The organism is Virgibacillus sp. L01 (genome assembly GCF_052246775.1).
GTDB lineage: Bacteria > Bacillota > Bacilli > Bacillales > Amphibacillaceae > Lentibacillus.
On record NZ_JBQQCP010000003.1, the window covers coordinates 116,522 to 134,094 of the forward strand.

Consider the following 17,573-nt stretch of genomic DNA (forward strand, 5'->3'; position numbering starts at 1 on the left):
GGAACTATTTTGATTGATGAAAAGGGTATATTATTTATTCTATCCGGTCCATCAGGTGTAGGAAAAGGAACGGTTAGACGTGAGCTTTTTGCGAAAGCAAATGACTTAAAATATTCTATTTCCATGACAACAAGGGAAAAGCGGGCTGGCGAAACAGATGGCGTTGATTACTTTTATAAGTCAAAAGAAGCGTTTGAAACGCTGATTGAAGAGAACCAGCTGTTAGAATATGCTCAATTTGTTAATAATTATTATGGGACTCCGAGAAAATATGTTGAAGAGACCCTAGCGGCCGGTCACGACGTTTTTCTTGAAATTGAAGTCCAAGGGGCTCTGCAGGTGAAGGAAAACTTTCCGGAAGGTGTGTTTATTTTTCTTTTCCCACCTAGTTTGGAAGAATTGAAGAACCGAATTGTTAGCCGTGGAACAGAGTCTAAGGAATTAGTTTTGCAGCGATTACGTGAAGCGCGGAAAGAAATTGAAATGATGGACGCGTATAACTATGTTGTCGTAAATGATCACGTTGATTCAGCAGTTTCAAAAATACAGTCAATTATTCAAAGTGAGCACTGTAAACGGGATCGAATAGCAAAGCAATATAAACAGTTATTGGAGGATGAAATGAAATGATGTTAGAGCCATCAATTGATGAACTGCAGGAAAAGATTAAATCAAAATATACCCTTGTAACGTTATCAGCAAGACGAGCAAGAGAAATGCGTCATGCAAAAGATATGTTAATCGATAACCCAAAATCACATAAGCTTGTTGGGGTTGCACTCGAAGAAATTCTCGCAGAAAAGTTATTTGTACAAGAAGACGATAGTAAGTAATCACAACGACCCTCGCTATTCAACCAATTGCGGGGGTTTTATTTGGCATATGAAAAGAACTCTAATACTGATAGGGAGTATATTATTCATAATAGGCAGTTACTATGGTATTGCCAGGAATATACCTTAGGTTTAGGTAAGGGGGGCAAGTATGGTTAGAAATAAAAATATACTTTTAGGAGTTTCGGGTGGTATTGCAGTATATAAAGCTTGTGCATTAACTAGTAAATTAACACAGCAGGGTGCAAATGTTAAAGTGATGATGACAGAAAGTGCAACAAAATTCGTATCACCATTAACATTTCAGGCTCTATCCAGGAACCCTGTTTATACAGATACATTTGATGAAAAAAATCCTGCTAAAATAGCTCATATTGATGTAGCTGATTGGGCGGACATTGCGATAATAGCTCCGGCTACAGCTAATATGATCGGCAAAATGGCTAATGGTTTGGCTGATGATATGCTTTCAACTACTTTACTTGCGACTCAGGCAAGCGTTTATATCGCTCCAGCTATGAACGTTCATATGTACGCGCATCCTGCAGTAATCAAAAATATGAAGCAGCTGGACGAATGGGGATACCATTTTATCGAGCCTGGTGCAGGCTATCTTGCATGCGGATACGTTGGTAAGGGAAGATTGGAAGAGCCGGAAAGTATTATCGATGCTGTCGCAGAACACCAGAAAAGTAATGGATTATTTACCGGTAAAAAAGTATTGGTTTCAGCTGGCCCTACTCAGGAGAGGGTTGATCCTGTGCGTTTCTTTACCAATAGATCATCTGGGAAAATGGGATTTGCTATTGCAGAAGCTGCTGCGAATATGGGGGGAGAAGTAACACTTGTCGCAGGTGCTGTAAATCTTGAAACCTCCAATAAAAATATTAATAGAATTGACGTAACAACTGCTGCAGAAATGTTTGAGACAATGCACCAGCAATTTCAAGCTAATGATATCGTAATTAAAGCAGCAGCAGTAGCTGATTATCGCCCAAAACAAGTTTATGATGAGAAAATGAAAAAGCAGTCTAATGACTGGGTGGTTGAAATGGAACGTACAAAAGATATACTTCAATCCCTAGGTGATTCGAAGCAGGGTCAATTTCTTGTTGGATTTGCAGCTGAAACATCTGATGCACTCGGGCATGGCATAAAAAAGTTACAGAAAAAAAACTTAGATGCTATTGTCATAAATAACGTTTCAGTTGATGGAGCAGGATTTGGCGGGGATACAAATATCGTCACGTATGTAAACAATTCACAGCAGCCGAAGGATATTCCTTTAACATCCAAGTATGAAGTCGCCAGTCAGTTAATGACTTTAATTGCACATGATATGAAGGATGAAGCGAAGTGAATATAGCTAAGGTGATAGTAGATGTTCCAGCCAGTTCCATTAACCAAACGTTTGATTATAAGATTCCTGTGCAATTTCAGGACATTCTTAAGGTAGGAATGCGTGTTATCGTACCATTTGGACCAAGGAAGATCATGGGTTTTGTAGTTGAGCGAACAAGTGAATCATCTTTTGACAAATTAAAGAATATTAGTGATGTGCTTGATTTAACACCGGTTCTTACAGGAGAGTTGTTAGATTTGGGAAAATGGCTGGCAAACCAGACATTAAGTTTATATATTACTGCGTTTCAGGCGATGCTGCCACAGGTTATGAAAGCACAATATAAAAAAGAGTTAGAACGGGTTACAGAAGGCCCTTTATCAGATGAACTAGAATCCTTTTTCGCAGGACGTGATTTTGTGGCTTATGAAGAGCTAGCAGGTTCAGTAGTTAGCTATTCACAAATCCAAAAGGCGGTACAAGATGGAGATGTTGTTGTTAATTATCTGGTGAAGTCAAAAATCACTAAAAAACATGTCACGATGATTATGCCTAATCGTGAGCCACACCTTTTGGAAGAAGCAATTCAAGATTTATCCAAAAATGCCAGAAAACAAAAAGAACTGCTTGCCTTTTTTATCGATAACCAACAGGAAATAGAACAAAATGTATTAACCAAAAAGTTTAATACAACTAGTTCTACCGTTAAGACCTTGCTGGATAAAGAACTGCTAACTTCAAAAAAGAAAGAGATTTATCGTAACCCATATGACGATAAATCGTTCGAACAGACAACTGCATTGACATTAACGGATCAGCAGCAAGAGACAATAACCCCAATAAAACAACATATTAAAGATGGGATGCATAATGTTTTTCTTGTACATGGTGTAACGGGAAGCGGCAAGACCGAAATCTACCTGCAGGCAATACAGGATGTAATTGAAAAAGGGCAGGAAGCTATTGTACTTGTACCGGAAATTTCACTTACACCACAGATGGTGAAACGATTCAAAGGAAGATTTGGATCAAACGTAGCAGTATTACATAGTGCGCTATCAAGCGGAGAGAAATATGATGAGTGGCGCCGTATTCATCGGAAAGAAGTACAAGTTGTAGTTGGTGCAAGGTCAGCTGTTTTTGCCCCTTTTGAAAATCTGGGAATCATAATTATTGATGAAGAGCACGAAAATAGCTATAAACAGGAGGACCAGCCACGCTATCATGCACGCGATGTAGCTATTTATCGTGGGGAAAATAACCGATGTCCTGTTATATTGGGAAGTGCTACACCAACGCTTGAATCATATGCACGTGCTCAAAAAGGAGTATATAAGCTAGCAACATTATCAAAGCGGACGAATGAAAAAGAAATGCCTAAGGTTAATATTGTTGATATGCGAAATGAACTCCACGAAGGGAATCGTTCCATGTTTTCGAGAAGTTTAAAAGAAAATATAGAACAACGCATACAACGAGGGGAACAAATTGTACTGTTATTAAACAGAAGAGGGTATTCCACATTCGTTATGTGTCGAGACTGTGGTCATGTGAATGAATGCCCACATTGTGATATTGCCCTTACATATCATAAAAACAGCAGACAATTAAAATGTCATTATTGTTCATATGAAGAGCCGATGCCGACAAGCTGTCCATCGTGCAAAAGTGACTTAATCCGGTTTTTTGGAACCGGAACGCAACGGATTGAAGAATCATTAATACAGTTGATTCCAGAGGCACGAGTAGTCAGGATGGATGTGGATACAACCAGAAGAAAAGGGTCACACGAAAAAATACTAAATCAGTTTGCCAATAAAGAAGCGGACATATTGTTGGGCACACAGATGATTGCAAAAGGTCTTGATTTTGAAAATGTAACGTTAGTTGGTGTCCTTACAGCTGATTCGATGTTGCATCTGCCGGACTTTCGTTCCGCTGAAAAGACGTTTCAACTATTGACTCAGGTAAGCGGCCGGGCAGGCAGACACGATTTGCCTGGTGAAGTAATAATCCAAACCTATACACCTGAGCACTACAGTATTGAACTTGCAAGTAATTATGATTTCATGGAATTTTATAAAAATGAAATGAGTACGCGAAAGACATTTCAATATCCGCCATATGTTTTTCTTGTATTAATAACTGTCTCACATCAAAATCATGTGACAGTTGTTCAGACAGCACAGAAAATTGTTCAGTTGCTTTTAAGCAAAATCAGTAATGAGGAGACAGTTGTCTTAGGACCAACGCCATCCCCAATCGCACGCATGAAAGATAGATATCGCTATCAATGCATGATAAAATACAAGAGTGAACCGAATTTACGAACATTAATAAGGAAAACTATTCGTCAATTTGATGACGATGTCCGAAAAAATGATCTTTTGATAACAGTAGATATGCAACCATATCAATTGATGTAGAAAGGAGTACTAGCTGATGAAAAAAATAGTTTTTATGGGTACACCAGATTTTTCAGTACCAATCTTACAGTCACTAGTACAGTCAGGGTATGAAATCGTATTAGTTGTGACACAACCAGACCGGCCAAAAGGGAGAAAAAAAGTGATAACACCAACTCCCGTCAAGGCCGAAGCCGAAAAACATAAAATCCCTGTATTTCAGCCTGAAAAATTAAGACATGAGTATATGAAGATACTTGCCTATGAGCCTGATTTAATTGTAACTGCTGCATATGGACAACTTTTACCGAATGAATTACTGGAGGCACCTGAATTTGGCTGTATTAATGTACATGCTTCATTATTACCGGAATTAAGAGGTGGTGCGCCTATTCACTACGCCATTTTGCAGGGTAAGGAAGAAACTGGTATCACAATTATGTATATGGCTGAGAAGCTTGATGCAGGTGACATCTTAACACAGCGAATGGAGCCAATTACAACAGTTGACAATGTTGGGACAATGCACGAAAAGTTGTCCAGAACAGGGGCAAACTTATTAATTGATACATTACCGCGATTATTCGATCAAAGCTTAAATCCAGCCAAACAGAACGAAGCAGAAGCAACATTTGCGACGAACATTAAGCGAGAGCAGGAAAAAATTGACTGGAACAATAGTAATGATGAAGTTTATAACCAGATTAGAGGCTTGCATCCATGGCCAGTCGCGTTTACGACATATCAGGGTGATGTAATGAAAATTTGGTGGGGAGAACCGGATGATGAAGAATATAAAGGATCACCGGGAGAAATTGTTCAAATTATCGAGAATGAAGCTTTTGTTGTAGTTTGTGGTAATCAAAAAGGAATTCGAATAACCGAGATCCAACCAGCAGGAAAAAAACGGATGACCGTCAAACAATACCTTCAGGGATCAGCTGATCGTATAAAGACAGGCATTAAAATGGGTGATTAAATGAGCGATTATCAAGTAAGAACAGCAATCGTTGACTTGCTATTGCGCATTGAGCAGGACAGTGGCTATAGTCATTTATTAATTAATAATGAAATAAAATCCCGAAAGATTGCACCTAAAGATGAGGCACTTTTAACGGAAATCGTCTATGGTACCATCCAGCGCAAGTTAACATTAGATTACTATCTAGAAGCATTTATTGACAAAAAGAAAAAAATACAGCCCTGGGTTCGAATGGTCCTTCGAATGTCTGTCTACCAGATGATATTTTTAAATAAAGTACCGGATCATGCAGTTATTCATGAAGCTGTTGAAATCGCCAAAGCAAGAGGTCATAAAGGGATTGCTTCTTTTGTTAATGGTGTCCTTAGAAGTGTTCAGCGAAAAGGAGTACCTGATACATCTGCAATAGAAAGTACTGCTAAACGTATTTCAATTGAAACAAGTCATCCCGAATGGCTTGTAGAGCGGTGGATTTCGATGTATGGAAATGAAATTACAAGGGATATGTGCTACGCTAACCTCGAGAGAAAGGCATTATCTGTACGTGTACAGCCTCTAAAAATAACACGGCAAAAGGCAATGAACGAACTTGCTGAGCTTGGATTTGAAATACGAGAATCTAAATTTTCCAATCAGGGAATTATAATCGATAAAGGGAATGTATTAAAGACAGCGCTGTTTTCAGAAGGTTATTTATCAATCCAAGATCAAACCTCCATGCTTGTTGCAGAAATGCTCCAAGCGAAGCCCGGAATGGAAGTGTTGGATGCTTGCAGTGCGCCAGGTGGTAAAGCGACACATATTGCAGAAAAAATGGAAAACCAAGGATCGATTGATGCGTATGACTTGCATGCTAAAAAGACAAAACTAATTGAAGACAGAGCTGATCTGTTGGATTTGACGATTATTGATGCCAAACAAGGTGATGCAAGAAAATTACAGGAAAAACATGCAAATGAAAGTTTTGATAGAATCCTTGTTGATGCCCCATGTACTGGACTAGGTGTTATCCGTGGTAAACCCGACATAAAATATAATAAACAAGAAGAAGATATTTACCATTTATCAAAAATACAACATGATATACTGGAACATGTAGCACCACTGTTAAAAAAGGGTGGACTGTTAATCTACAGTACCTGTACAGTGGATAAAAAAGAAAATGAAGATGTAGTAAAGACTTTTTTAGAGAAAAATTCCGGTTTCATCTTAGATACATCCATGTTTGATGAGTTGCCAAAAATGATAACAGGATCATCAGGGCTTACAGAAATTGGCTTACAGATTTATCCGCAAACGTTTTACACAGATGGCTTTTTTCTAACAAGGCTAAAAAAGGTTTAATCAAATTAACTTGCTATTACAATAGCACTGCTTTATGGGGTGATAGGATGAAAGGACAATTTCTTACAGATAAGGGTCAGGTAAGAAACCACAACGAGGATTCCGGGGGAGTCTTTTATAATCAAGGTGACCAAATGCTGGCAATAGTGGCCGACGGCATGGGGGGACATCAAGCTGGTGACGTTGCAAGTCAAATGGCAACATCGGCTATCCAGAAAAAATGGCAGGAATGTAAGCTATTAAACTCCCCTGAAGAGGCCGAAATATGGCTGTCAGCTACTGTACAGGAAATAAACAATACCATTTTTGAACAGGCAAACAGCAAGGAAGAGTGTCAGGGTATGGGGACAACTGCAGTAATAGCAATTTGTACAGATGATTTTGCTACTGTATCACATGTGGGAGATAGCCGTTGCTACATATTAAACGAAGGCGGGTTTCAGCAATTAACAGATGATCATTCACTGGTTAATGAACTTGTGCGTTCAGGTCAAATCAGTAAAGATGATGCCGATCAGCATCCACGCAAAAATGTTTTATTAAAAGCTTTGGGAACTGAAACAAATATCATAGCTGACACTATATCGATTGAGTGGGAATATGGGAATAAACTTTTGCTATGTTCTGACGGTTTAACGAATAAAGTGACAGATAATGAACTTCTGGAGTTCACTCAATTGGAGCAGGATATCAGAACATCAGGCGACGAAATGATTAAACTTGCAAATGAACGGGGTGGAGAGGATAATATCTCCCTTGTAATTGTACACCATGATTTAACAGAGAAAGAAGGTGAGTCATAGTGTTAAAAGGTCACCTGTTAAATGATCGTTACCAGATTGGTGAAACTATTGGCGGCGGTGGGATGGCCAACGTTTATCTAGCAAATGATATTATTTTGAATCGTGATGTAGCTGTTAAAGTATTACGACTGGATTATGCCAATGATGAAGAGTTTATTGCCCGTTTTGACCGTGAAGCCCAGTCAGCAACAAGCCTCTCACATCCAAACGTCGTAAATATATATGATGTAGGCGAAGAAGATCATATTTTATATATGGTTATGGAATATGTAGATGGGATGACTCTCAAAGAATACATACAGCGTTATGGTCCAATCGACGTACAAGAAGCATTGGATATTATGAAACAAGTAACAGCTGCAATTTCACATGCACATGCTAACGATATTGTTCACCGGGATATTAAGCCGCAAAACATTCTAATCGATTCTTATGGAAGGGTAAAAGTGACTGACTTTGGCATTGCTGTGGCATTAAGTGCAACCTCACTGACACAGACAAATTCAATACTTGGATCTGTTCATTATCTGTCACCAGAACAGGCACGTGGAGGTATGGCAACAAAGAAATCCGATGTATATTCACTAGGTATTGTATTATTTGAACTGTTAACAGGACGTTTACCATTTTCGGGGCAGTCACCAGTGTCAATAGCATTAAAACATTTGCAAAACGATACACCTTCCGTAAAAAGGTTTAACCCCGATGTACCGCAAAGCGTTGAAAACATTGTACTTAAGGCAACTGCAAAAGATCCATTTCATCGGTATGAAACGGTATATGATTTAGAAGATGGATTAGAATCTGCACTTGATCCGAATAGAATTGATGAAGAAAAGTATGTCCCGCCTAGCGAAGCAGGAGAAGAAACAAAAGCAATTCCGATCATAACTGATAATCAGCTGCAGGATAATGTGCACGATGATACAATGGTTCATTCAGCAAACGAGAGTACGAAAAATTTTACAAATAATGATAATAAATCTGATTCTAAAAAAGGCAATCGGAAACGAAAGAAAAAATGGCTTATTTTTTCCATCATTTTATTTGTCCTACTTGGGCTTGGTATCGCAGCCTTTTTCATCATTACTAATCTACTGCAGCCCAAAGATGTTGTGATCCCTGATGTGACAGACATGGAATATGCAGAGGCATTGACAGAGCTTAGAGATCTTAACTTGGAAACTAACCGTGAATTAATGTATTCAGAGGATGTTGAAGAGGATATTGTCATCAAAACAAACCCAGAGATCGGAAGTACAGTTAAGGAAGAGTCATCCGTAACAATATTTGTTAGTCAAGGTAAAGAGAAAATTGCCTTTGGTGATTATGTTGGAGATGACTATAACCAGGTTAAATCTGTCCTGGAAGATAAAGGCTTTACTAGTTTTGACCCACAGGAAAAATATAATGAAAATAAATCTGGTGAGATTATTAGTCAACAACCATCACAAGGCACAGAAGTTGTGCCAAGTGAGACAACAGTAGAATTTGAAGTAAGTAAAGGGCCGAAACCAATTTATTTGAATAACTTCGAAGGAATGACGGAACAACAAGCAATAGCAGCTTTAGAAGACCAGGGTCTGTCTGCTGTTATAGAAGAAGAGTATTCCGATACCACATCTGAGGGCGAAGTTATTCGCCAGGACCCTGCAACCAATACAGAAATGGATAAAGGTGACACTGTTAAATTGTTTATTTCAAAAGGTGCTGAGGAAAAACCGCCTAAAAATCATTCTGTAACATTTACTGTTCCTTATAATCCTGAAAGTCAAGGGTCAGAAAATCAGGAGGAGCCAGTTAAACAGAGTGTTAAAATTTATATTCGTGATGCTAATCGTAATATTTCGGATGTGGAAATTGATGAAATGATAACGGAAGATAAGGAATATCACATTACACTTACAATAAACCCGGATAATATTGCACAATATAAGGTTTACCGTGATGGAACACTCTTTAAGGATAAATCAATTCGATATGAAGATGTAGAAGGTGAGTAAATGGCAGAAGGCAGAATTATAAAAGCAATAAGCGGATTTTATTATGTGAAGTCTGAAGGTGAAGTCCATCAATGCAGGGGAAGAGGTGTTTTTCGCAAAAAAAACATCACACCACTTGTTGGCGATTTCGTAGTCTTTGATAAAAATAATCCTGACGAGGGCTATGTGTTGGAAGTAAAGCCAAGGAAGAATGAGCTCGTTCGACCCCCGGTAGCAAATATAGATCAAGCAATTCTTGTAAGTTCTGCCACTAAGCCGGATTTTAATCCATTGCTATTAGATCGGTTTTTGGTCTTAATCGAATCAAAGGGGATTAAGCCGATCTTATTTATTACCAAGAAGGATATTATCCCTGAAAAACAAAAGCAAGTTATTGATCGCTATGTTAGTGAATACAGGCAAATAGGGTACCAGGTAGAATTGCTTTCTTCTAAAGAAAATTTAAGTGAATTAAGCAATTTTGAAAGCTACTTCTCCAAGAATGTATCTGTTATTGCCGGTCAGTCCGGCGTAGGTAAATCCTCTTTCTTAAATGCGATTAATCCATTACTGCAATTAAAGACAGATGATATTTCTAAAAGTCTTGGAAGAGGAAAGCATACGACAAGACATGTTGAATTGGTAGAAGTTTTTGATGGGCTTGTAGCTGATACGCCGGGATTTAGTACACTGGATTTTAATAAAGTTGAAGCAAATGAATTAGTTGAATGTTTTCCAGAAATTAGTGAGCAAAAACCTTACTGTAAATTTCGTGGCTGTTTGCATAATAAAGAACCAAAATGTGCTGTTAAACAAGCTGTAGAAACTGGTGAGATTTCAGCTATGCGCTATGAGCATTATATAAGTTTTTTAAACGAAATTCTTTCAAGAAAGCCGAGGTATTGAATATGGTAAAAATAGCACCTTCAATCTTATCAGCTGACTTTTCAAAGCTTGGGGACGAAGTACAGGATGTTGAACAAGGTGGGGCGGATTATATCCACGTTGATGTAATGGACGGTCATTTTGTTCCGAACATAACAATCGGTCCTTTAATAGTTGAAGCAATAAAACCAAAAACAGAATTACCGTTGGATGTACACTTAATGATCGAAAATCCCGATGCGTTCATTCCAATGTTTGCTCAAGCAGGTGCGTCAATAATTACGGTACATCAGGAAGCAAGCAGACATCTGCACAGGACTATACAGTTAATTAAAGACAATGGCGTAAAAGCCGGTGTAGTATTGAATCCTGCTACTCCAGTGGAGATGCTGAAGAATATTTTACATGAAGTTGACATGGTTTTGATCATGACCGTGAACCCTGGATTTGGTGGACAATCATTTATTCATCACGCTGTACAAAAAATTGAGCAAGTTGCTGAATGGAGAAGTAAATTTAACCTTTCTTTTGAAATAGAAGTTGATGGTGGTGTTAACAGTAACACCGCAAAACTATGTACTGATGCAGGGGCGGATGTTTTAGTCGCAGGCAGTGCAATATTTAAACAAGCGAACCGACACCAGGCAATAGATCAGATTACCAGGTCAATTGAAAAGGCGAAATAACATTATGGTATATGTTGCAATAATGGGGAACGGTCCAACAGAATTACTTCCTGATCTTTCGTTATATAAAGATGTGGTTGATGTATGGATTGGAGCGGACCGAGGAGCATTAACCCTAGCAGAAAATAATTTGCCGCTTGATTATGCTGTAGGAGATTTTGATTCTATAAATAATAAAGAAAAAGCCACTGTTCAGGCATATGCTGGTTCATATGAAGTTTATCCTTCCGAAAAGGATCAAACCGATTTGGAAATAGCGCTCACAAAGGCGTATGAATTACAACCGGAAAAAATTTGTTTATTCGGGGTAACCGGGGGCCGTCTCGATCATGCTTTAATTAATATTCAATTACTTTACTCCATAGTGGATCGGGATATTCAAGGAGTTATTGCTGATAATCAAAATCAGCTTGAATTAACCTTTCCGGGCAATTATGAAATTACTCAAAATAAAAATTACCCGAACATTTCTTTTATTCCATTTACCCAGTATGTAAAAGGGTTAACACTGACTGGGTTTTATTACCCATTGGAAAATCAGTCGATCAAGTGGGGGTCTACTCTCTGTATATCAAACAAGCTTCTTTCAAATTATGGTACTTTTTCGTATAAGGAAGGCATACTATTAATAATAAAGAGTCGTGATGCTTTGTCAGATACGATTCCAATGTAAGCTTTGTTTGTCAGGAAGAGAAGAATGAAACTTTGCTTCCTGCATAAATGCACCTAAGGCTTTCTCCAAAAAGCTTGGTGAAAGTCAAGTTTTCTAAGCAGTTAAGAAAGTATAACTCCTTTCTTACTGCATAAGTGCATCTAAGGCTTTCGCCATTAGGGCTTGGCGATAAGCCAAGTTTTCTAATATACAGAGGAGGCGGAGAACTTATGAAATTTTATACTATTAAACTCCCAAGGTTTATTGGCGGATTTGTTCGAGTTGTCATTGGTACTTTTAAAAAAGATAAGTAGGGGATACTAGCTTTTGTCAATACTATTGACAGAAGCTTATTTTTTTTGGACAAGGTTAAGAGTCAAAAGCGCTAGGAATGTTTTCAAAAAGCTTTATCAAAGTAATGAAAACATAACGTAATTGATACAAACTCCGACGTAAACTAAGGATAACCGGCTTAAGCTTTGCCGGTGCGCGTAATGTATTTCCGGAGCGATGTCATCGCACATAAAATTATTTTAATACTGTGTCACATCATATATCTTATGTGTACAAAAAACTTTTATCAATATTGTTTAAAAATGCTCTGAGTTTATCAAAGATAGCTGTTTGAGCTTTTTCTATAGATGCGAAAGTTGAGTAATTTTAAAATAACTATGAAGAAAAAAACAACAAAACTTACGAAAAGAGCCAAAGTAAAAAGGCATCCAATTTAATGGATGCCTTTATGCTATTAACTAATGTTCGGTTGTTCTGATTTCAGGTATATTTATACGCGCTCTACTTTACCGGATTTCAGGGCACGAGTAGATACGTAAACACGTTTAGGTTTGCCATCTACCATAATACGAACTTTTTGCACATTAGCCTTCCAATTACGTTTGTTGGAATTCATAGCGTGAGAGCGTTGGTTTCCACTGCGAGTTTTACGTCCAGTAACAACACATTTTCTAGCCATGGTAATCCCTCCTACTCTGACATGTGTCATATAATTACTTAATTAATTTATCATATGTATCGCTAGAATGCAATTGTTATTGGAAATTATATAAAGAAAAATATCTTGACAGAACAGAATGATTCATCCATTGTTATAAGGGATAATATTTCACATAAGTGTGTCTGAAGCTTTTAAAATGTGTGTGGTTGTAGTAAAATATCCTTATAATGATTGGGTATTAGAGGAGGATAAATTAATGTCCATTGAACTTAATACAAATGATGGTCAAGTGACAATTACGAATGATGTTATATCGACGATTGCTGGTGGAGCAGCAATAGAGTGTTATGGAATTGTTGGTATGGCATCGAAAAGCCAGATTAGAGATGGAATAGCTGAAATTCTGCGAAAAGAGAATTTTTCAAAGGGTGTTATTGTGCGACAGGAAGAAAATCATCTCCATATTGATATGTATATCATTGTTAGTTATGGTACAAAAATTTCAGAAGTAGCACATAATGTTCAATCACAAGTTAAATATACGTTAAATAAATCATTAGGACTTGCAATTGACTCGGTAAATATTTATATACAGGGTGTCCGGGTGGCAAAAGATTAAATTCAAGTCTCTGATGGATTAAAAAACAATAAATTTGGAAAACAAAACAACAGCGTGTATGGTCACCAGTATTATAAGTAAACTCACTTTTTTAGTGTTGTCTCTAAGTGCTTGTGCAAAAAAGGAGGTTGAAAATGGCGAGTTGGCTATGTCAGCTACGTACAGTGCGTCGAAAGTTCGGGGTAACGACGAAATTCGATGTGTCATTTTCACCTACTTTTTGAACAACTTCTATAAACCTGAAAATATCAAGTTACAGGACTATTTAGAGACATTTACGCTTTTGTTTTTTGAGGAGGAAGAATTGTGAAGGTACAAGCGTTGGATGGCATAACGTTTACGCAAATGGTTCTCTCTGGAGCACACCATTTATCAAATAATGCCCAGAAAATAGATGCATTAAATGTTTTCCCGGTTCCTGATGGCGATACTGGGACAAATATGAATTTATCAATGACATCGGGGGCAAGTGAAGTAAAGAAAATTAATAGTGAAAATGTGTCGGAAATTGCCAATGCATTTGCAAAAGGATTGCTTATGGGTGCTAGAGGTAACTCTGGTGTTATTTTATCCCAGTTGTTTCGCGGATTTGCAAAAGGACTGGAAGAAAAAGAAACCGTAACATCCAAAGATTTGGCTAATGCACTTGATCATGGAGTAGATACTGCCTACAAGGCTGTAATGAAACCTGTTGAGGGCACAATTTTAACAGTTGCAAAGGATGCTGCAAAAGTAGCAATTAATGAAGCGAAAACAGAAAGTGATGTAATCGCTTTAATGGAAGACGTGGTTAAAGAAGCCAAGGCGTCATTGAAACGTACACCAGATCTTTTACCTGTACTTAAAGAAGTAGGCGTTGTAGATTCTGGCGGACAAGGTCTTTTGACAATTTATGAGGGCTTTCTTGCTGCTTTAAAAGGTGAAGAATTACCAGAACAGGAAACTGATGCAGCTGAAATGGAGAAAATGGTAAATGCTGAGCACCATAAAATAGCTCAGGATTTCATGGATACATCCGACATTGAATTTGGTTACTGTACAGAGTTTATGGTCAAGTTTGAAGAAGAAAAATTAAGTGAAAATCCATTTGATGAAGAAACATTCCGTAATGAACTTAGTGAGCATGGTGATTCACTCCTTGTTGTGGCAGACGATGAAATTGCAAAAGTTCATGTTCATGCTGAATACCCAGGGGCTGTGATGACACTTGGTCAACGTTTTGGCAGCTTAATTAATATGAAAATTGAAAACATGCGTGAGCAACATACAGCAATTGTTGGGGCTCAGGAGTCAAAACCTGCTGCAGAAGTACTAGCTGACTATGCGATTGTAACTGTTGCGATGGGATCTGGATTGACTTCTTTATTCGAAAGTCTTGGTGCGTCTGTTGTAATCGAAGGTGGGCAGACGATGAATCCGAGTACACAGGATATTACAAATGCAATCGAAAAAGCTAATGCTAAAAATGTACTTATATTGCCAAATAATAAAAATATTGTAATGGCTGCTGAGCAGGCTGCGGAATTAGCTGAAGTCAATGCGGAAGTTGTCCCAACAAAGACAATTCCACAGGGGATAAGTGCATTGCTTGCCTTTCATCCAGATACTGACATAAAGAAAAACAAAGAGGCAATGGAAGATGCAAGTACGCAAGTTAAAACGGGTCAAGTTACATATGCTGTACGTGATACGCAAATTGATGGTATTACAATTGAGAAGGGTCATTTTATGGGTATAGCTGATGGAAAGATTAAAGGATCCAATCAAGATAAAATAGAAACGGTTAAATTATTGCTGAATGAAATGATTACAGTGGACGATGAAATTCTCACAATTCTTCAAGGTGAGGATGCTAGTGATGAAGAAGTAGAATTAATTGAGAAGTATATAGAAGAGACATATGAAGATGTGGAAATTGAAATACACATTGGGAATCAGCCGATTTATTCGTTTATTTTCTCAGTAGAATAAATAAGCTTCGTTTTCTTGTGGCACAAATAGAAGGCTGTAAAGTAGGGGCATTAAATTGGATAGCAATTTGATGCTCTTTTTTAGCAGTTGTATTTATTCCTTAATCACTCTTTTTAAGATACAAAAGCTATTTTCAAAAGGTTGTGCAATTAATATTTATTACAACGCGATGGGGTGAAATATTACAGTGCTATGACTCCGCTTCCTGAGGGATCTAGAATTGTTGCCAGACGAATAGGGCGTGACCGTTTTTAGCAGCCACCATCTATCATGATAATGAATTTGTAATCAAGCTAAAATAGTATGTTACTCCCCGCTACAGGATGAATTGCATTAAATTTTAAATGATCAAGAAGTTGGTAGTTATTCAGTGGCCACGACAGCGAGCGTTTTATTGCGAGCGAAACAGACATCTTGTGGCAATGTCTGCACTAGCACGTCCTAAGCGTCGAAAGCTCGTGGTTAGCTCTAGGTGCGCGTATGTATTTCCGGAGCAGTGGAATAGCACACAAGTATTACTTCGCATTATTTCGCAGTCCATATCAACTATTTCCATAAGGTTCAATGCTTGGTGTAAGTACCAACTTTTTAGAAGTCAGCCATATATAAAAAATAGCAGCTCAATTAAGGGTACAAGGTGTGTTTTGTACTGCAAAATTGAACTGCTTATTTTTCTAAATACCGGACATTTTTATGATAAAGTCAAACAGGAACAATGTTGAAATAACAATTAACGTAACAGAAAGTTCTTTCTGTTTGCCTAATGCAAGCTTAACAATTGGGTATGCAATAAACCCAAAAGCCATCCCATCCGCTATACTATACGTAAATGGTATTAATGCGACGATTAAAAATGCTGGCAACGCTTCTGATAAATCATCCAATGGAACGTGTCTGATATTTTGTGCCATCAATACGCCAACAATAATTAATATCGGGCTAATTGCTGCATTTGGTATCATGGATATCCATGGAATAATAAAAAATGTTGCTAAAAATAGTAACCCAGCTGTCACAGCAGCCTTTCTCGATCTGCCATTTGATGCTATTACAGCCGCATTCTCCGCTGCTGATACAGTTGGTGAAGTGCCAAAAAATGCACAAGTAAGCGATGAGAATGCAGTTACCTGATATGCTTTTTTATAACTGTTGTCTCGCTTTAACATGTGAAGCTGTCCATGCAAGAGTCCCATGTTTTCGAAAATGAGTATCATTGCTAATGGGAAGATTGCGAGCCAAAAGGCAAGCTCATCTACCGCAGTAAATGAAGGTATAAATAACATTTCATTCATATTTACACTTACCGTACTTTTCCCAGTATCGAGAATACCAAAGAGATATGCTAGAACGGTACCGCTGATCATCGTAATTAAAAAATTTGCTGGAACGTTTTTAATAAATAAAAATATCGCAATGAATAATGTTAATAAACTTACGATGACAGTAGGTGAAGTGAAATCACCAATAGCAACAATGGTGTTTGTACCACTGACGACTAGTTCACTCTTCTCTAATCCTATTAAGATTAGGAAAAAGCCAAGCCCTCCAGTAATTGCATGCTTTAATGATTCTGGAATAGCTTCTTTTAATAAGATGCCCAAGCGACTAAACGCAGTTATGATAAACAGTACTGAAGCAATTAATACAACTGCTAATCCTTCCTGAAATGTTAACCCTGCACCTTCGACAATGGAATAGGCAAACAACGCATTAATCCCCATTCCGGGAATTAATATCAATGGAAGCTTTGCAAATAGCCCCATAAGAACTGTTCCGACAAAACTTGCCAATATGGTTGCAAGCATTCCAGCTTCAAGTGAAATTCCTGCCTCACTTAGGATTGAACCGTTAACAGCAACGATATATACTGTAGTAAGATAGCCAACTAAACCGGCAATAATTTCTGTTCGCCATTTAACATTAGTTGCTTCTAAACCAGTGTTATTATTATTAGGCATTTAATCTCCTCAAATTATTTAACTGTCCCTCTCCCACCCGACTATATATAGTGTGTTCAATAGTTAACTGAATACACCTATTCATGTATAATCCACAAATAATAATTATATGTTTCACTGCAATAAAAGTCAATCAAGTGTTGGAAAAGGTTAGAT

At 37.8% G+C, this 17,573-nt stretch carries 16 protein-coding genes; 14 read left to right on the forward strand and 2 right to left on the reverse strand.

Translation table 11 applies throughout. The annotated features are described in order from the left end of the window. The first annotated feature begins 9 nt into the window (after nucleotides 1–9). The 12 genes from gmk to spoVM all read left to right on the forward strand — a co-directional run bounded on the left by gmk (nucleotide 10) and on the right by spoVM (nucleotide 12,228). Nucleotides 10–630 carry a guanylate kinase gene (gmk, locus tag ACTWQM_RS07590; RefSeq protein WP_443257579.1) on the forward strand — a complete coding sequence of 207 codons (621 nt, stop codon included), beginning with the start codon at nucleotides 10–12 and terminating at the stop codon, nucleotides 628–630. Beyond that, nucleotides 627–833 (forward strand): DNA-directed RNA polymerase subunit omega, encoded by a 207-nt coding sequence (gene rpoZ / locus ACTWQM_RS07595; RefSeq protein WP_443257580.1) that lies wholly within the window; start codon nucleotides 627–629, stop codon nucleotides 831–833. Before gmk ends, rpoZ begins: the two co-directional genes overlap by 4 nt. 151 nt (nucleotides 834–984) lie before the next feature. After that, a complete protein-coding gene (gene coaBC, locus ACTWQM_RS07600; RefSeq protein ID WP_443257581.1) occupies nucleotides 985–2,193 on the forward strand; it encodes a bifunctional phosphopantothenoylcysteine decarboxylase/phosphopantothenate--cysteine ligase CoaBC in 1,209 nt (402 codons plus the stop codon). Then, nucleotides 2,190–4,601, forward strand: a complete 2,412-nt coding sequence (gene priA / locus ACTWQM_RS07605; RefSeq protein WP_443257582.1) for a primosomal protein N' — start codon at nucleotides 2,190–2,192, stop codon at nucleotides 4,599–4,601. Before coaBC ends, priA begins: the two co-directional genes overlap by 4 nt. Nucleotides 4,602–4,617: 16 nt before the next feature. Next, a complete protein-coding gene (gene fmt / locus ACTWQM_RS07610; protein WP_443257583.1) occupies nucleotides 4,618–5,559 on the forward strand; it encodes a methionyl-tRNA formyltransferase in 942 nt (313 codons plus the stop codon). Further along, complete coding sequence (gene rsmB / locus ACTWQM_RS07615; RefSeq protein ID WP_443257584.1) at nucleotides 5,560–6,906, forward strand: 16S rRNA (cytosine(967)-C(5))-methyltransferase RsmB; 1,347 nt, start codon at nucleotides 5,560–5,562, stop codon at nucleotides 6,904–6,906. A gap of 47 nt (nucleotides 6,907–6,953) precedes the next feature. After that, the gene (locus ACTWQM_RS07620) at nucleotides 6,954–7,709 is read left to right on the forward strand and encodes a Stp1/IreP family PP2C-type Ser/Thr phosphatase (protein WP_443257585.1); all 756 of its coding nucleotides are present in this window, start codon (nucleotides 6,954–6,956) and stop codon (nucleotides 7,707–7,709) included. After that, a complete protein-coding gene (gene pknB / locus ACTWQM_RS07625) occupies nucleotides 7,709–9,712 on the forward strand; it encodes a Stk1 family PASTA domain-containing Ser/Thr kinase (RefSeq protein ID WP_443257586.1) in 2,004 nt (667 codons plus the stop codon). Before ACTWQM_RS07620 ends, pknB begins: the two co-directional genes overlap by 1 nt. Next, entirely contained in the window at nucleotides 9,713–10,597 is an 885-nt protein-coding gene (gene rsgA / locus ACTWQM_RS07630) for a ribosome small subunit-dependent GTPase A (protein WP_443257587.1), read from the forward strand. It abuts the gene before it with no gap. 2 nt (nucleotides 10,598–10,599) lie between these two features. Continuing rightward, nucleotides 10,600–11,262, forward strand: coding sequence for a ribulose-phosphate 3-epimerase (rpe, locus tag ACTWQM_RS07635; RefSeq protein ID WP_443257588.1), 663 nt, complete (start codon nucleotides 10,600–10,602; stop codon nucleotides 11,260–11,262). A gap of 4 nt (nucleotides 11,263–11,266) precedes the next feature. Further along, nucleotides 11,267–11,935, forward strand: a complete 669-nt coding sequence (locus ACTWQM_RS07640) for a thiamine diphosphokinase (RefSeq protein ID WP_443257589.1) — start codon at nucleotides 11,267–11,269, stop codon at nucleotides 11,933–11,935. 209 nt (nucleotides 11,936–12,144) lie between these two features. Then, the gene (gene spoVM, locus ACTWQM_RS07645) at nucleotides 12,145–12,228 is read left to right on the forward strand and encodes a stage V sporulation protein SpoVM (protein ID WP_164670369.1); all 84 of its coding nucleotides are present in this window, start codon (nucleotides 12,145–12,147) and stop codon (nucleotides 12,226–12,228) included. Between the two features lie 470 nt (nucleotides 12,229–12,698). Here spoVM and rpmB read toward each other — a convergent pair whose 3' ends face one another. Next, nucleotides 12,699–12,887: a 50S ribosomal protein L28 gene (gene rpmB, locus ACTWQM_RS07650; protein ID WP_092492992.1), complete on the reverse strand. Its 189-nt coding sequence runs from the start codon at nucleotides 12,885–12,887 to the stop codon at nucleotides 12,699–12,701. 238 nt (nucleotides 12,888–13,125) lie between these two features. Here rpmB and ACTWQM_RS07655 point away from each other — a divergent pair, with 238 nt between their 5' ends. Both ACTWQM_RS07655 and ACTWQM_RS07660 read left to right on the forward strand, forming a co-directional pair. Further along, nucleotides 13,126–13,488, forward strand: a complete 363-nt coding sequence (locus tag ACTWQM_RS07655) for an Asp23/Gls24 family envelope stress response protein (RefSeq protein ID WP_443257590.1) — start codon at nucleotides 13,126–13,128, stop codon at nucleotides 13,486–13,488. A gap of 306 nt (nucleotides 13,489–13,794) precedes the next feature. Continuing rightward, nucleotides 13,795–15,459, forward strand: a complete 1,665-nt coding sequence (locus ACTWQM_RS07660) for a DAK2 domain-containing protein (protein ID WP_443257591.1) — start codon at nucleotides 13,795–13,797, stop codon at nucleotides 15,457–15,459. A 674-nt stretch (nucleotides 15,460–16,133) separates the two neighbouring features. Here the strand turns inward: ACTWQM_RS07660 and ACTWQM_RS07665 are convergent. Next, a complete protein-coding gene (locus ACTWQM_RS07665) occupies nucleotides 16,134–17,417 on the reverse strand; it encodes an NCS2 family permease (protein WP_443257592.1) in 1,284 nt (427 codons plus the stop codon). Nucleotides 17,418–17,573 lie beyond the last annotated feature (156 nt).

Coding starts and splice junctions, on each gene's coding strand:
- rsmB (WP_443257584.1), top strand. CDS start 5,560: ATGAGCGATTATCAAGTAAGAACAGCAATCGTTGACTTGCTATTGCGC.
- ACTWQM_RS07620 (WP_443257585.1), top strand. CDS start 6,954: ATGAAAGGACAATTTCTTACAGATAAGGGTCAGGTAAGAAACCACAAC.
- ACTWQM_RS07640 (WP_443257589.1), top strand. CDS start 11,267: ATGGTATATGTTGCAATAATGGGGAACGGTCCAACAGAATTACTTCCT.
- ACTWQM_RS07655 (WP_443257590.1), top strand. CDS start 13,126: ATGTCCATTGAACTTAATACAAATGATGGTCAAGTGACAATTACGAAT.
- rsgA (WP_443257587.1), top strand. CDS start 9,713: ATGGCAGAAGGCAGAATTATAAAAGCAATAAGCGGATTTTATTATGTG.
- rpoZ (WP_443257580.1), top strand. CDS start 627: ATGATGTTAGAGCCATCAATTGATGAACTGCAGGAAAAGATTAAATCA.
- rpe (WP_443257588.1), top strand. CDS start 10,600: ATGGTAAAAATAGCACCTTCAATCTTATCAGCTGACTTTTCAAAGCTT.
- coaBC (WP_443257581.1), top strand. CDS start 985: ATGGTTAGAAATAAAAATATACTTTTAGGAGTTTCGGGTGGTATTGCA.
- fmt (WP_443257583.1), top strand. CDS start 4,618: ATGAAAAAAATAGTTTTTATGGGTACACCAGATTTTTCAGTACCAATC.
- ACTWQM_RS07665 (WP_443257592.1), bottom strand. CDS start 17,417: ATGCCTAATAATAATAACACTGGTTTAGAAGCAACTAATGTTAAATGG.
- rpmB (WP_092492992.1), bottom strand. CDS start 12,887: ATGGCTAGAAAATGTGTTGTTACTGGACGTAAAACTCGCAGTGGAAAC.
- spoVM (WP_164670369.1), top strand. CDS start 12,145: ATGAAATTTTATACTATTAAACTCCCAAGGTTTATTGGCGGATTTGTT.